Source organism: Pseudoalteromonas sp. DY56-GL22 (assembly GCF_041414715.1).
GTDB lineage: Bacteria > Pseudomonadota > Gammaproteobacteria > Enterobacterales > Alteromonadaceae > Pseudoalteromonas > Pseudoalteromonas simplex.
Window position 1 is genome coordinate 1 of record NZ_JANHZR010000016.1, and the last position, 15,917, is coordinate 15,917.

11 protein-coding genes, 1 tRNA gene and 1 pseudogene are annotated in these 15,917 nt (G+C 44.0%); all 13 read right to left on the reverse strand.

Annotated elements, in window-relative coordinates; all coding sequences use genetic code 11:
- Positions 1-77, reverse strand: a pseudogene (locus NO991_RS19965) (elongation factor Tu); the annotation flags it as partial.
- 60 nt (positions 78-137) lie between these two features.
- Entirely contained in the window at positions 138-2,252 is a 2,115-nt protein-coding gene (gene fusA, locus NO991_RS19970; RefSeq protein ID WP_054554835.1) for an elongation factor G, read from the reverse strand.
- Positions 2,253-2,279: 27 nt separating this feature from the next.
- The gene (gene rpsG / locus NO991_RS19975) at positions 2,280-2,750 is read right to left on the reverse strand and encodes a 30S ribosomal protein S7 (protein ID WP_054554834.1); all 471 of its coding nucleotides are present in this window, start codon (positions 2,748-2,750) and stop codon (positions 2,280-2,282) included.
- Between the two features lie 97 nt (positions 2,751-2,847).
- Positions 2,848-3,222 (reverse strand): 30S ribosomal protein S12, encoded by a 375-nt coding sequence (gene rpsL / locus NO991_RS19980; RefSeq protein ID WP_002958885.1) that lies wholly within the window; start codon positions 3,220-3,222, stop codon positions 2,848-2,850.
- A gap of 193 nt (positions 3,223-3,415) precedes the next feature.
- On the reverse strand, positions 3,416-7,588 hold the full coding sequence (rpoC, locus tag NO991_RS19985; protein ID WP_054554832.1) for a DNA-directed RNA polymerase subunit beta': 4,173 nt from the start codon (positions 7,586-7,588) through the stop codon (positions 3,416-3,418).
- A gap of 97 nt (positions 7,589-7,685) precedes the next feature.
- Positions 7,686-11,711, reverse strand: coding sequence for a DNA-directed RNA polymerase subunit beta (gene rpoB, locus NO991_RS19990; protein ID WP_054554831.1), 4,026 nt, complete (start codon positions 11,709-11,711; stop codon positions 7,686-7,688).
- A gap of 272 nt (positions 11,712-11,983) precedes the next feature.
- Positions 11,984-12,346: a 50S ribosomal protein L7/L12 gene (gene rplL, locus NO991_RS19995; protein WP_054554830.1), complete on the reverse strand. Its 363-nt coding sequence runs from the start codon at positions 12,344-12,346 to the stop codon at positions 11,984-11,986.
- A gap of 81 nt (positions 12,347-12,427) precedes the next feature.
- Positions 12,428-12,922 carry a 50S ribosomal protein L10 gene (gene rplJ / locus NO991_RS20000; protein ID WP_054554829.1) on the reverse strand — a complete coding sequence of 165 codons (495 nt, stop codon included), beginning with the start codon at positions 12,920-12,922 and terminating at the stop codon, positions 12,428-12,430.
- Between the two features lie 319 nt (positions 12,923-13,241).
- Complete coding sequence (gene rplA, locus NO991_RS20005; RefSeq protein WP_054554828.1) at positions 13,242-13,946, reverse strand: 50S ribosomal protein L1; 705 nt, start codon at positions 13,944-13,946, stop codon at positions 13,242-13,244.
- 4 nt (positions 13,947-13,950) lie between these two features.
- Positions 13,951-14,379: a 50S ribosomal protein L11 gene (rplK, locus tag NO991_RS20010; RefSeq protein ID WP_054554827.1), complete on the reverse strand. Its 429-nt coding sequence runs from the start codon at positions 14,377-14,379 to the stop codon at positions 13,951-13,953.
- A 214-nt stretch (positions 14,380-14,593) separates the two neighbouring features.
- Positions 14,594-15,151 (reverse strand): transcription termination/antitermination protein NusG, encoded by a 558-nt coding sequence (nusG, locus tag NO991_RS20015; protein WP_054554826.1) that lies wholly within the window; start codon positions 15,149-15,151, stop codon positions 14,594-14,596.
- 4 nt (positions 15,152-15,155) lie between these two features.
- Positions 15,156-15,533 (reverse strand): preprotein translocase subunit SecE, encoded by a 378-nt coding sequence (gene secE, locus NO991_RS20020; RefSeq protein WP_036971579.1) that lies wholly within the window; start codon positions 15,531-15,533, stop codon positions 15,156-15,158.
- Positions 15,534-15,665: 132 nt separating this feature from the next.
- A tRNA-Trp gene (locus NO991_RS20025) sits at positions 15,666-15,742 on the reverse strand.
- Between the last annotated feature and the right edge of the window lie 175 nt (positions 15,743-15,917).

Sequence of the window (15,917 nt, forward strand, 5' to 3'; positions counted from 1 at the left end):
GTTTTACCGTGGTCAACGTGGCCGATTGTACCAACGTTTACGTGCGGTTTTACGCGTTCAAACTTTTCTTTTGCCATCTTAAAAAATTCCTATAAAGAAATTAACGCCTGACCCACTATTGGGCCAGACAAGCTAAATCATATAACAGCGCGAGCTGCAATTATTGCATCTGCAACGTTTTTAGCGGCTTCTGCATACTTCAAAAACTCCATAGAGTAAGATGCACGGCCTTGTGTTGCAGATCGCAGATCAGTTGCATAACCAAACATTTCAGAAAGTGGTACTTGCGCATTAATTTGCTTAAGACCACCGAATGCTTCTTCCATGCCTTCGATCATGCCGCGGCGACGGTTTAAGTCACCAACTACATCACCCATGTTTTCTTCAGGAGTGATAACTTCAACCTTCATTACTGGTTCTAGAAGAGCAGGGTTTGCTTCAAGCGCACCTTTCTTCATCGCCATTGAACCTGCAATCTTAAATGCCATTTCATTCGAGTCTACATCATGGAATGAACCATCATATAAAGTCGCTTTAACGCCAAGTAATGGGTAGCCAGCAAGCACACCTTGAGCCATTTGCTCTTGGATGCCTTTGTCTACCGCAGGGATGTATTCTTTAGGAACTGAACCACCAACGATTTCGTTAACGAATTCGTAAGTTGGCGCATCATCTTCCGAAATATCCATCGGTTCAAGTTTAAGCCAGACGTGACCATATTGACCACGACCACCTGATTGACGTACGAACTTCCCTTCAACTTCAACAGCTGAACGGATAGCTTCACGGTATGCTACCTGCGGCTTACCAACGTTACATTCAACACTGAATTCACGTTTCATACGGTCGACAATGATATCAAGGTGAAGTTCACCCATACCAGAAATAATAGTCTGGCCTGATTCTTCGTCAGTTTGTACTCTGAAAGACGGATCTTCTGCCGCTAGTTTACCTAACGCGATACCCATCTTATCTTGGTCAGCGACTGTGCGAGGCTCAACCGCAACAGAGATAACTGGCTCTGGGAACTCCATACGCTCAAGCGTAATGATTGAGTTCGGATCACACAGTGTCTCACCTGTTGTTACGTCTTTAAGACCAATAGCCGCTGCGATGTCGCCTGCGTAGACTACTTTGATCTCTTCACGTGAGTTTGAATGCATCTGAACGATACGACCAAGTCGCTCACGCTTACTTTTAACTGGATTGTATACCGCATCACCCTGTTTAACAGTACCAGAGTAAACACGGAAGAAGGTCAAGGTGCCAACGAACGGGTCTGTCGCAATCTTAAAAGCAAGTGCGGCAAACGGTGCGTTGTCATCAGCAGGACGTTCTTCCTCAGTACCATCTTCAACGATACCTTGGATTTGTTTCACTTGTGTTGGCGCAGGCATATATTCGATAACAGCATCAAGCACAGCTTGAACACCCTTATTCTTAAATGCACTACCACACGTCATTGGAACAATTTCGTTTGCTAATGTGCGCTGACGTAAAGCTGCTTTAATTTCAGCTTCGGTCAGGTCTTCACCTTCTAGATATTTGTCCATTAGTTCTTCTGATGCTTCAGCAGCGCTCTCAACCATGTGAGAACGCCATTCTTCTGCAAGCTCCAGAAGCTCTGCCGGAATGGCCTCATAAGAGAAAGTCATGCCTTGATCTTCGGCATTCCAGTTAATGGCTTTCATCTTAATAAGGTCAATAACACCTTTAAAGTCGTCTTCAGCACCAATTGGTAGCTGAATTGGAACAGGCGTTGCTCCAAGACGAGATTTCACCTGGTCCACAACTGTTAAGAAGTCAGCGCCAGTGCGATCCATTTTGTTTACGAAGATCATGCGAGGAACTTCGTATTTGTTCGCCTGACGCCAAACTGTCTCAGTTTGCGGCTGTACACCAGATGAAGCACAAAGAACAACTACCGCACCATCGAGTACGCGTAAAGAACGCTCTACTTCGATAGTGAAATCTACGTGTCCTGGCGTATCAATGATATTGATGCGATGGTCGTCAAATTGAGCGTCCATCCCTTTCCAGAAACACGTTGTTGCAGCAGAAGTGATTGTGATACCACGCTCTTGTTCCTGCTCCATCCAATCCATAGTTGCAGCACCATCATGTACTTCACCGATCTTATGAGAAAGACCCGTGTAGAACAGAACACGTTCTGTTGTGGTGGTTTTACCTGCATCTACGTGAGCGCAAATACCGATATTGCGATAGCGCTCAAGTGGAGTTGTACGTGCCATATGATCCTCTTAAAGGTTAAGGGCAGATTACCAACGGTAATGAGCGAATGCTTTATTCGCTTCAGCCATACGGTGAACGTCTTCACGTTTCTTAACCGCAGTGCCTTTGTTGTCAGCAGCGTCAACGATTTCTTGAGCTAAACGTAAGCCCATAGATTTTTCGCCACGCTTACGTGCAGCGTCTACTAACCAACGCATACCTAATGCGTTGCGACGTACTGGACGTACTTCAACTGGTACTTGGTACGTTGAACCACCAACACGGCGAGATTTAACCTCTACCTGTGGGCGAACGTTTTCAAGTGCAGCTTCAAAGATTTCAAGGTGCGACTTGCCTGATTTCTCAGCAGCCACGTCTAACGCACCATAAACGATTTTTTCAGCAGTAGATTTCTTGCCGTCTAACATTACTACGTTAACGAATTTAGCAAGAAGTTCCGATCCGAACTTAGGATCTGGAAGAATTTTACGTTGACCTATTACGCGTCTTCTAGGCATTTTGTATCTCCGGTATCTTCAGGTTTGCTCTTTTAGAGTCAATACCCAAAACAATTAATTTAAAAATTTAGTGCTTGGCCTTACTAACGGAGAACCATTAGCCCTTAGGGCGTTTAGCACCGTATTTAGAACGAGCTTGACGACGGTCGCTAACGCCTGCACAGTCAAGTGCACCACGTACAGTGTGGAAACGCACACCTGGTAAGTCTTTAACACGACCACCACGGATTAGGATTACACTGTGCTCTTGTAAGTTGTGGCCTTCACCACCAATGTAAGATGTTACTTCGAAACCGTTAGTTAAACGAACACGCGCTACTTTACGTAATGCAGAGTTTGGTTTCTTAGGTGTAGTTGTATATACACGAGTACATACACCACGCTTTTGCGGACAAGCTTTAAGTGCAGCTGAGTTACTTTTAGTAACTTTGCTACGACGTGGCTTACGCACTAGCTGGTTAATAGTTGCCATTTAAATAGCTCCTGAAATTAAAATTACTACTGAAAAAATAAAAAAATCCGCCCTGTTTACATGCTCGTTACAAAACGTGCAGGCAAATGGGTGGCGGAATTTTAATGAGCAAAGTTTAACCTGTCAACCTTAACTCATCGTAAGGCAGAAGATAACTGCCTTACGATTTCTTAATCTATTGATTAAGCTGAGATTATTGGTTTCCAGAGATATCTGCGTTTAGTGCGTCAGTAAGTGCTTGAGTTGCCTCTTCAGCGCTTACTGTTTGCTCTTCAACGATTTCACCTTGCTTGCGACGGTTTAAACGGTCTTGGTGATACGCAAAGCCTGTACCAGCTGGGATCAGACGACCCACGATTACGTTCTCTTTCAGACCACGAAGCTCATCGCTCTTACCATTTACAGCGGCTTCAGTTAGGACACGAGTTGTCTCCTGGAACGATGCTGCAGAAATGAAAGATTCTGTTGCAAGTGACGCTTTAGTGATACCCATTAACTGGATTTCAAACTTCGCTGGGATCTTGCCTTGTTTCTCAAGTTCACGGTTAGAAATATTAACGCGTGCTACTTCAACTTGTTCACCGGCTAAGAACTCAGTGTCACCGCCGTCAAGGATGATACATTTACGTAGCATCTGACGAATAATTGTCTCAATGTGCTTGTCATTGATCTTAACGCCTTGCAAGCGGTAAACCTCTTGCACTTCGTTAACGATGTAGTTAGCTACATGAGTTACACCACGTAGGCGTAAGATGTCATGTGGTGACTCAGGACCATCGGCGATAACCTCACCTTTAGACACTTGCTCACCTTCGAACACGTTAAGTTGACGCCATTTAGGGATCATCTCTTCGTATGCGTCACCCTCAGCAGGAGTGATTACAAGACGCTTCTTACCTTTAGTTTCTTTACCGAAGCTGATAGTACCTGTGATTTCTGCAAGGATTGCAGGATCTTTCGGCTTACGTGCTTCGAATAAGTCAGCTACGCGAGGTAGACCACCCGTGATATCACGAGTCTTCGAACCTTCTTGCGGAATACGTGCTAGTACGTCACCTGGGTTTGCAGTTGCACCGTCTGTTACTTCAATCGTTGTGAATGAAGGAAGACGTGTTTCTTGCAGACCACGCTCATCGCTTTCGATGATTAGTTTAGGTTCTTTCGCATTCGCTTTACCTAAGTCTTTAACAACCACACGTGTTAAACCAGTTAACTCGTCTGTTTGTGCTTCGGTATTTGAGTCATCAATGTCGCTGAATGAGATTTTTGACTTGTGCTCAAGAACGATTGGGTGACTATGCGGGTCCCAAGTAGCAACGATGTCGTTACCTTGAACTTCTGCATTATCTTGTACTGCTAACACCGCACCGTAAGGTACTTTATAACGCTCTTTCTCACGACCAAAGCTATCGATGATAGTGATCTCTGTTGAACGAGACGTGATAACAATCTTACCGTCTGTGTTTAATACGTACTTCGCATTGTGTAACTTCAATGTACCGTTAGTTTTAACTTGTACACTGTTTTCAGCAGACGCTCGAGATGCCGCACCACCGATGTGGAAGGTACGCATCGTAAGCTGTGTACCCGGCTCACCGATTGATTGTGCCGCGATAACACCTACTGACTCACCTGGGTTGATGATGTGGCCACGCGCAAGGTCACGACCGTAACACTTAGCACATACACCAAAGTCATTATCACAAGTGATTACTGAACGAACGCGTACTTCATCCACTGAGTGCTCTTCTAAAAGGTCACACAGTTTTTCGTCAAGCATAACGTTACGCTCAACAAGTACTTCGTTAGTATTTGGAATTAATACATCTTCAGCAACAACACGACCTAGTACACGTTCACGAAGTGCTTCTACAACGTCACCACCTTCGATAAGCGGTTTCATTGTTAAGCCATCTTCTGTGCCACAGTCGTCTTCGTTGATTACTAAGTCTTGTGCAACATCTACTAGACGACGCGTTAAGTAACCCGAGTTTGCTGTTTTAAGTGCTGTATCGGCAAGACCTTTACGCGCACCGTGCGTTGAGATGAAGTACTGTAGTACGTTTAGACCTTCACGGAAGTTCGCCGTGATTGGTGTCTCGATGATTGAACCATCTGGACGTGCCATTAGACCACGCATACCCGCTAACTGACGGATCTGAGCGGCGCTACCACGTGCACCTGAGTCTGCCATCATAAACACTGAGTTAAATGAAGATTGCTCTTCTTCTTCGCCTTTCGCGTTGATTACAGTGTCTTTTGATAAGTTCGCCATCATCTCACGTGATAAGTTTTCATTTACACGTGACCAGATATCGATAACTTTGTTGTACTTTTCACCAGCCGTTACAAGACCTGATTGGAATTGTTGGTTGATTTCAGTTACTTCAGCTTCCGCTGATTCAATGATTTCTGCTTTAACCGGTGGGATAACTAAGTCATCGATACCGATTGAAACACCTGACTTCATTGCGTAGTGGAAACCTGTGTACATTACTTGGTCAGCAAAGATAACGGTATCTTTAAGACCTAGACGACGGTAACACTCGTTTAATAAGCCAGAAATTTGTTTCTTACCTAGGGCTTGGTTGATTAACTCAAACGGCATGCCTTTAGGTAGGATTAGTGAAAGAATTGCACGACCTACTGTTGTTTCAACAATAGATACTTGCTCAACTGCTTCACCTTCTTCATTGTCAACTGTTTCGCTAATACGTACTTTTACGCGCGCATGTAGCTCAGCATTACCACTGCGGTATGCTTTTTCAGCTTCTTTAGGATCTTTAAATACAGTACCTTCGCCTTTCGCATTGATGCGATCACGAGTCATGTAGTAAAGACCTAATACAACGTCCTGTGAAGGAACGATGATTGGCTCACCATTCGCTGGAGATAGGATGTTGTTTGTAGACATCATTAGAGCACGTGCTTCTAACTGTGCTTCAAGCGTTAACGGTACGTGTACCGCCATTTGGTCACCATCGAAGTCAGCGTTGTACGCTGCACAAACTAATGGGTGTAAATGGATCGCTTTACCTTCGATAAGCACAGGTTCGAACGCTTGGATACCCAAACGGTGCAGTGTTGGTGCACGGTTAAGTAATACTGGATGTTCACGAATTACTTCGTCTAATACATCCCATACTTCTGCCACTTCACGCTCAACCATCTTCTTAGCAGCTTTGATAGTCGTAGCCATGCCGCGACGCTCTAATTTGCCGTAGATAAATGGTTTGAATAGCTCAAGTGCCATCTTCTTAGGAAGACCACACTGGTGTAGTTTAAGCGTAGGACCTACTGTGATTACAGAACGGCCAGAGTAATCTACACGTTTACCAAGTAAGTTCTGACGGAAACGACCTTGCTTACCTTTGATCATATCAGCAAGCGATTTAAGAGGACGTTTGTTAGAACCTGTAATCGCACGACCGCGACGACCGTTATCAAGTAGCGCATCTACCGCTTCTTGTAACATACGTTTTTCGTTGCGTACGATAATGTCTGGTGCTGCTAGATCTAATAGACGCTTAAGACGGTTATTACGGTTAATAACACGACGGTAAAGGTCATTCAGATCAGAAGTCGCAAAACGACCACCGTCTAGTGGTACTAATGGACGTAGATCAGGCGGAAGTACTGGAAGTACTGTCATGATCATCCACTCAGGGTTGTTACCTGATTGGTGGAAAGATTCCATTAATTTAAGACGTTTAGTGATCTTCTTACGCTTAGTTTCAGAGTTAATTGTTGGTAACTCTTCGCGCATTTCAGCAATTAATTGGCCAAGATCAAGTTCACGAAGCAAGTCTAATACTGCTTCTGCACCCATCTTCGCTTCAAACTCATCACCGTGCTCTTCAAGTGCATCTAGGTACTCTTCTTCACCTAAAAGCTGACCACGCTCAAGCGTTGTCATACCAGGCTCAGTTACTACGAATGATTCGAAGTAAAGTACGCGCTCGATGTCACGAAGTGTCATGTCTAGCATTAAGCCAATACGTGACGGTAATGATTTTAAGAACCAAATGTGCGCAACTGGGCTCGCAAGCTCAATGTGACCCATACGGTCACGACGCACTTTAGTAAGCGTTACTTCAACGCCACACTTTTCACAAATAACACCACGGTGCTTAAGGCGCTTATATTTACCACATAAACACTCATAATCTTTCACTGGGCCGAAAATACGGGCACAGAATAAGCCGTCGCGCTCAGGCTTGAAAGTACGGTAGTTGATTGTCTCAGGTTTCTTTACTTCACCGTATGACCATGAACGAACCATATCTGGCGAAGCAAGACCAATGCGAATTGCATCGAATTCTTCGGTCTTATTTTGTTGCTTCAGAAACTTAAGTAAGTCTTTCACCTTAGCTCTCCTGTCGGAGGTTAATCTTGAGGGCGAACCAATCGCCCCTACATTCTATTCGGCCTAACAGGTGCGGCTTACGCCGCACCTAAATGGCTTAATTTTCTTCCAACTCGATGTTGATACCCAGTGAGCGGATTTCTTTCAACAATACGTTGAACGATTCTGGCATACCTGGTTCCATCTTATGGTTACCATCTACGATGTTCTTATACATCTTAGTACGACCGTTCACGTCATCCGATTTCACTGTTAGCATTTCTTGTAGAGTATATGCAGCACCGTAAGCTTCTAGTGCCCACACCTCCATCTCACCGAAACGCTGGCCACCGAACTGAGCTTTACCACCCAGCGGCTGCTGAGTAACAAGGCTGTAAGAACCAGTTGAACGTGCGTGCATCTTGTCATCAACCAAGTGGTTAAGTTTCAGCATGTACATGTAACCAACAGTTACTTGACGTTCGAACTGATCGCCAGTACGGCCATCATAAAGTGTAACTTGACCGCTTCTTGGATAACCACCAAGCTCTAGTAAGTCTTTGATTTCGCTTTCACGAGCACCATCAAAGGCTGGAGTTGCGATCGGTAAACCACCTTTCAAGTTATCAGCTAAGCGACGAACTTCATCATCAGAGAACGAGTCGATATCAACTTTCTGACGACAATCACCTAATTCGTAAACTTTCTTAACGAAGCTACGGATTTCGTGCAGTTCACGCTGCTCTTTCATCATTTCTTCTAAACGCTCACCCACACCACGTGCAGCAAGACCCATGTGTGTTTCTAGGATCTGACCGATGTTCATACGTGATGGTACACCTAGCGGGTTCAGAACGATGTCTACCGTACGACCTTTGTCATCGTATGGCATATCTTCTACTGGTACGATAGTCGAGATAACACCTTTGTTACCGTGACGACCCGCCATCTTATCACCTGGTTGGATACGACGTTTAACAGCTAGGTATACTTTAACAATCTTAAGTACGCCTGGTGCTAAGTCATCACCTTGAGTGATCTTACGACGTTTGTTTTCAAACTTCTTATCGTATTCAGCTTTAAGCTCATCGTACTGGGCAGCTAGTTGCTCAAGTTCAGCTTGCTTGTCTTCTTCAGCAAGGCTTTGAGTAAGCAGCTTTTCAGCATTTAGTGATGCAATTGAATCTGCGTTCAGACCTGCGTCAACAAGTAACTTACGAGCACGGTCTAATACACCTGCTTCTAAGATACGGAACTCTTCGTTGAAGTCTTTCTTCGCTTCGCGAAGCTGCATGTCTTCAACTTCTAACGCACGCTTATCTTTTTCAACACCGTCACGGGTGAAAACTTGTACGTCGATTACAGTACCAGTTACAGAGTTTGGTACGCGTAAAGAGCTGTCTTTAACGTCTGACGCTTTCTCACCGAAGATAGCACGTAGTAGCTTTTCTTCTGGTGTTAATTGCGTTTCGCCTTTCGGAGTCACTTTACCTACTAGGATATCGCCGCCTTTAACTTCAGCACCGATATAAACAACGCCTGATTCATCAAGCTTGCCTAGTGCAGACTCACCTACGTTAGGGATATCTGCTGTGATCTCTTCAGGACCTAATTTAGTATCACGTGCGATACATTGTAGTTCTTGAATGTGGATAGTCGTTAGACGATCTTCTTGAACTACACGCTCAGATAGTAGGATTGAATCCTCGAAGTTATAACCGTTCCATGGCATGAATGCCACGCGAAGGTTTTGACCAAGTGCTAAGTCACCTAGGTCAGTCGAAGGACCATCTGCTAATACGTCACCACGTGTTACCGGCTCACCAACCATACAAGTTGGTTTTTGGTTAATACATGTATTTTGGTTTGAGCGAGTGTATTTAGTAAGGTTGTAAATATCGATGCCCGCTTCACCTGGAATACGCTCATCTTCATGTACATTTACAACGATGCGGCTTGCATCCGCATACATTACTTCACCACCACGCTTAGCAACGATAGTTACACCAGAATCTTTCGCTAGTGTCAGCTCGATACCTGTACCTACCAGCGGTTTGTCCGCGATAAGTGTTGGTACGGCTTGACGTTGCATGTTTGAACCCATCAATGCACGGTTAGCATCATCGTGTTCTAGGAACGGGATAAGTGCTGCCGCTACAGAGATCACCTGTTGTGGTGATACGTCCATATATTGTTGGTCCATTTTGCCCATAAAGGTTGATTCACCTTTGTGACGACATGGAATTAGTTCATCAACAAACTCATTGTTTTCGTTCAAGTTTGAGTTCGCCTGAGCGATAACAAACTGACCTTCTTCAATGGCTGATAAGTAATCTACTTCATCAGTAACTACACCGTTTACCACTTTACGGTAAGGTGTTTCTAAGAAACCATAGTCATTAGTACGTGCGTACGTAGACAATGAGTTAATTAGACCGATGTTTGGACCCTCAGGCGTTTCGATTGGACATACACGACCATAGTGAGTTACGTGAACGTCTCGAACCTCGAAGCCAGCGCGTTCACGTGTTAAACCACCCGGGCCTAATGCAGAAATACGACGCTTGTGCGTTACTTCTGAAAGCGGGTTATTTTGGTCCATGAACTGTGATAACTGAGATGAACCAAAGAACTCTTTAACCGCAGCCGAAATAGGCTTAGCGTTAATAAGATCTTGTGGCATTACAGCGTCAAGGTCACCTAAGCTTAAACGCTCACGTACAGCACGCTCAACACGTACTAGACCAACGCGGAATTGGTTCTCAGCCATTTCGCCAACACTACGGATACGACGGTTGCCTAAGTGGTCGATATCATCAACATCGCCAACACCGTTACGAATAGCGATAAGCACTTTCATAACAGCTACGATGTCTTCTTTCGATAATGTGCCAGGGCCAGTATCTGAGTCATAACCTACACGGCTATTGAACTTCATACGACCAACTGTTGATAAATCGTAACGCTCGTCAGAGAAGAACAAGTTATCAAATAAGGCTTCAGCCGCGTCTTTCGTCGGTGGCTCGCCTGGGCGCATCATGCGATAAATTTCTACTAATGCTTCTAAACGGTTGCTTGTTGTGTCGATACGTAATGTATCTGACATGTAGGCGCCGCTGTCCACTTCGTTGATATATAGTGTATCAATCTTAGTGTGACCTGCTTTAACCAATTCAGCCATTAGCTCAAGTGATAGCTCGTCATTCGCGTTTGCGATGATCTCACCCGTTGACTCATCAACATAGTTTTTAGCTACAACACGACCAATGATGTACTCATGCGGTACTTCTAATTGGTTAATACCTTTTTTCTCGATGTTCTTGATGTGACGCGCAGTAATACGACGACCCGCTTCAACAAGGACTTCACCGTCTTCGCCTTTGATATCAAAAGCGGCAGTTTCACCACGTAAGCGTGAAGGAACAAGTTCCATAAGAACTTTACCGTCAGCAACTTCAAACGCAGTTGTATCGAAGAATATCTCTAGGATTTCATCCGTTGAGTACTCAAGTGCACGTAAGATGATTGACGCCGGTAATTTACGACGACGGTCAATACGTACATAAAGGTTATCTTTTGCATCAAACTCGAAGTCTAACCATGAACCACGGTAAGGAATTACACGCGCGTTATAAAGTACTTTACCTGACGAGTGAGTTTTACCGCGGTCGTTATCAAAGAATACACCAGGGCTACGGTGTAGCTGAGAAACGATAACACGCTCTGTACCATTGATAACAAAGGTACCGGTATCAGTCATGAGCGGAATTTCGCCCATGTAAACTTCTTGCTCTTTAATGTCTTTAACTGTGCCTGGTGCTTCTTTGTCCATCACCACAAGACGCAATTTTACGCGAAGTGGAGCAGAATAAGTCACACCGCGAATTTGACATTCTTTTACATCGAATACTGGCTCACCAATACGATAACTTACGTATTGAAGCTCAGAATTTCCCGAGTAGCTTTTGATAGGAAACACAGAACGGAAAGCAGCTTCCAAACCGTGATCGCCATCAGCGTCAGGGACTAAGAATTTTTTAAACGATTCTAACTGCGTCGACAGTAAGAAAGGTATATCCAAAACTTGTGGACGTTTACCAAAATCCTTACGGATACGTTTCTTTTCAGAATAAGAGTAAGCCATGGGGTTCCTCAGCTTGCTGATCTTTGACCCGACCTGTTCTTGTAAGAACAGACTTAACTGGCATCTAAGCCAAGATGTACAACATTAAATTGTTGTTCTATTTTGCTCTGACACTTTCAACACCAAAATAGGTAACAACTTGAAAGTAAAGAGAAAATTAGATTTTATTTGCGTTACAGGATTGCATCGCTCTATAGCGCAAAAAGGCCGGTGATTAAATAATCACCAGCCCTTGCCTGATTACTCAGGCAGCGAACCTAGCGTAAGCTAGATTACTTAACCTCAACTTCAGCACCAGCTTCAGTAAGGTCTTTTGCAAGTGCTTCAGCTTCTTCTTTAGATACACCTTCTTTGATAGGTGCAGGAGCAGCTTCAACAAGTGCTTTAGCTTCTTTAAGGCCAAGACCAGTAGCACCACGTACAGCTTTGATAGCTGCAACCTTGTTAGCGCCAGCGCCAGTAAGGATTACGTCGAACTCAGTCTTTTCTTCAGCTGCTTCAGCAGCAGGACCAGCAACAACAGCAGCAGCTGCAGTTACGCCGAATTTTTCTTCCATTGCTTCAACTAGAGCAACAACGTCCATTACTGACATTTCAGCAATAGCATCAAGGATTTGGTCTTTAGTTACAGACATTACAAATTTCCTAATTATTACGGACTAAATATAGCCCAAAAAAAATATTACACCGAAAGTGAACAAAAAAACAGCTTAAAATTAAGCAGCTTGCTCTTCTTTCTGTACACGTACTGCTTCAATTGTTTTACACAATTTACCTGCAGACGCTTCTTTCATAGCGCTCATTAAGCGTGCAACAGCTTCGTCGTAAGTAGGTAGAGTTGCTAGCATAGCTGCGTCTACTACGTTACCTTCAAATGCAGCCGTCTTAACTTCGAATTTCTCGTTCTTCTTCGCGAAATCTTTGAAGATACGCGCAGCAGCACCTGGGTGCTCTGAAGAGAAAGCGATTAAGCTTGGACCTACAAGTGAGTCAGAAAGGCACTCAAAATCTGTACCTTCAACAGCACGTTTAGCTAAAGTGTTACGAACAACTTTCATCCATACACCAGCTTCACGAGCTTCTTTACGAAGGGCAGTGATAGCACCAACTGTTACACCACGAGAATCTGCAACAACTGCAGAAAGAGCACCAGTGGCTGCTTCGTTGACTTCAGCAACAATTGCTTTTTTGCCTTGAAGATTTAAAGCCATGGGTGTTACTCCTGGTTTAATGGGTTGCCGAAATTGGCTTCCCTGTTCTACTCTTCCCCATCTAAGATGGAGATGCTTTTTACGGCGAGAGCCAGAAGATTAGGAAAAATCTATCTGGGGATTCACACCGTCTACGTAGGTAAAATATTAAGGCCGAAGCCGCCTACGGTCTTGGACGGAAGTCCAATTTATCGTTTTTACCCGAAGGCATTACGAAATTATGGACTTCAACCCGAATTCTTTACTTGTTTTGAAATTAACTTTCTCAACAAAATGGCGCAAAATTATAGTTCAAATTTCGCGCCATGTAAACTCTTAATTAAGCAACAACTGTGCTTAGAGAGTTTTGGTCAACAGCAACACCTGCGCCCATTGTTGTAGAGATAGTTACTTTCTTCACGTAAGTACCTTTTGCTTGAGAAGGTTTAGCCTTCTTAAGCGCAACAATAAGAGCTTCAAGGTTTTGTTGAAGTTGCTCAGCAGTGAAATCAACCTTACCGATAGTAGTATGGATGATACCGTTCTTGTCGTTACGGTAACGAACTTGACCTGCTTTCGCGTTTTTAACTGCTTCTGCAACGTTAGGCGTTACAGTACCAGTTTTAGGGTTTGGCATTAGACCACGTGGACCTAAGATTTGACCTAGTTGACCAACAACACGCATAGCGTCTGGAGATGCAACAACAACGTCAAAGTTCATCTCGCCTTTCTTAACTAGATCAGCAAGATCTTCCATGCCCACTAATTCAGCACCAGCTTCTTTCGCAGCATCTGCGTTAGCGCCTTGTGTGAATACAGCAACACGAACTTCACGACCAGTACCGTTAGGTAGTACAGTTGCACCACGTACGTTTTGGTCAGATTTACGAGCATCGATACCAAGGTTAACAGCAACGTCAACACTTTCTACGAATTTAGCTGTCGCTAACTCTTTTAAAAGGGCAACTGCTTCGTTGATTTCGTAATCTTTAGTTACATCCACTTTTTCGCGGATAGTACGCATACGTTTAGTTAATTTTGCCATTATCTTAGTCCTCTACGTTCAAGCCCATCGCACGCGCAGAACCTGCGATAGTGCGAACTGCAGCGTCCATATCAGCCGCTGTAAGGTCAGGTCGTTTTGTCTCAACGATTTCTTCAAGTTGAGCACGAGTTACTGTACCCACTTTTTCAGTGTTAGGACGGCCAGAACCTGATTTGATGCCTGCAGCTTTCTTAAGTAAGTAAGCAGCCGGTGGAGTTTTCATGTCGAACGTGAAAGAACGGTCACCGTAAACAGAGATCACTACAGGAACTGGAGCGCCTTTTTCGATAGATTCTGTACGTGCGTTGAACGCTTTACAGAATTCCATGATGTTTACACCGTGTTGACCTAGTGCTGGACCTACTGGAGGACTAGGGTTAGCCATACCAGCGGCAACTTGTAGCTTGATAATAGCTTCAACTTTTTTAGCCATAATAAATACCTCATTTGGTGGGTCATAGCCTTGTGCGCGCGAGGACGCGTACTCTAACGGCTTCCCAGTTTAAAAATTGGTTCTCACTTTTTAGTGATAAAACAAGTTGTAACTTGCCCTAACACAAAAAGGCCGCTGATTATAAGTTAATCAGCGGCCTTTTTCAAGCTTATTGCCAAAATATTAAACGATTTTGGCAGCTTTAATTTTTTACTTACTTGTCTTGCTCAACTTGACCAAATTCAAGGTCAACAGGTGTCGAACGACCGAAGATAAGAACAGACACTTTCACGCGGCTCTTCTCGTAATCAACTTCTTCAACAACACCGCTGAAGTCAGCAAATGGACCATCGATAACACGAACAACTTCGCCTGGCTCGAATAATGTAGCTGGCTTAGGTGCTTCAGAGTTCTCTTGAAGACGGTTTAAGATGCGGTCAGCTTCTTTTTGGCTAATTGGCGCTGGACGATCAGACGTACCACCAATGAAGCCCATAACACGTGCAGTGCTGTTCACTAAGTGCCAGCTTGCATCGTTCATGTCCATTTGAACTAGTACGTAACCTGGGAAGAATTTACGCTCAGACTTACGCTTTTGGCCAGCGCGCATCTCAACAACTTCTTCAGTTGGTACTAATACTTCACCAAAACTATCTTCCAAACCTTCGATCTTGATGTGCTCAAGAATAGTTTGTGCTACACGCTTCTCGTAACCAGAGAAAGCTTGTACTACGTACCAACGTAGTTTCTTTTCGTTCTTCTCATCCGACATGGGATTAGATCTCCAATCCAGTTAAAAAGCCTACTGCGCGGAATAAAATGCCATCTAATCCCCAAAGGATAAGCGCCATAATCACAGTTGCAACCATTACAATTAATGTCGTATGTGTTGTTTCTTGGCGAGTTGGCCACACAACTTTACGTACTTCGATACGTGCTTCTTTTGCAAACGCAAGAAAAGTACGACCTTTTTCAGTTAGTGAGGCAATGCCTAAACCAGCTGCAACAGCAACCACTACACCAATAGCACGTAATAATACAGATTGGTCTGCATACATGTGGTTACCAACGACTGCGCCTGCTAGTAGCGCAATTGCTACAATCCACTTTACTGAATCCATCGCACTTGATGGTGTTTCTACATTCGTGCTCATAATATTTTTACCTTAACTACAGACACAACAACCCTGCGCTCTGGCAGGGTTAATCCATTAAAATCTAAACTTAAAAACTGACTTGTTTAAACCGATTTTTAATTTCAGACTTAGCACACATTGTGTAAAAAGTGGCAGGGGCGGAGAGATTCGAACTCCCAACCGTCGGTTTTGGAGACCGCTGTTCTACCAATTGGAACTACGCCCCTGCAAAGTGGATGCCTATTATACTTACGCAATTCATTAACACAAGAGTAAAAGATACCCATTAGTTAAAATCTCATCAGTTCGTTTAAAAATCAATATTAACATTGATTAAAAAGCAGTTTATCATAAACCCATTACAGGAACATAAAACAACATGGATCAGTGTGCTGCTATTAA

Excerpts from the sequence above, each read along its gene's own strand:
- rplL (WP_054554830.1), bottom strand. The coding sequence starts at position 12,346 with ATGTCTGTAACTAAAGACCAAATCCTTGATGCTATTGCTGAAATGTCA.
- rpsL (WP_002958885.1), bottom strand. The coding sequence starts at position 3,222 with ATGGCAACTATTAACCAGCTAGTGCGTAAGCCACGTCGTAGCAAAGTT.
- secE (WP_036971579.1), bottom strand. The coding sequence starts at position 15,533 with ATGAGCACGAATGTAGAAACACCATCAAGTGCGATGGATTCAGTAAAG.
- rpoB (WP_054554831.1), bottom strand. The coding sequence starts at position 11,711 with ATGGCTTACTCTTATTCTGAAAAGAAACGTATCCGTAAGGATTTTGGT.
- rplJ (WP_054554829.1), bottom strand. The coding sequence starts at position 12,922 with ATGGCTTTAAATCTTCAAGGCAAAAAAGCAATTGTTGCTGAAGTCAAC.
- rplA (WP_054554828.1), bottom strand. The coding sequence starts at position 13,946 with ATGGCAAAATTAACTAAACGTATGCGTACTATCCGCGAAAAAGTGGAT.
- rpsG (WP_054554834.1), bottom strand. The coding sequence starts at position 2,750 with ATGCCTAGAAGACGCGTAATAGGTCAACGTAAAATTCTTCCAGATCCT.
- fusA (WP_054554835.1), bottom strand. The coding sequence starts at position 2,252 with ATGGCACGTACAACTCCACTTGAGCGCTATCGCAATATCGGTATTTGC.
- rplK (WP_054554827.1), bottom strand. The coding sequence starts at position 14,379 with ATGGCTAAAAAAGTTGAAGCTATTATCAAGCTACAAGTTGCCGCTGGT.
- nusG (WP_054554826.1), bottom strand. The coding sequence starts at position 15,151 with ATGTCGGATGAGAAGAACGAAAAGAAACTACGTTGGTACGTAGTACAA.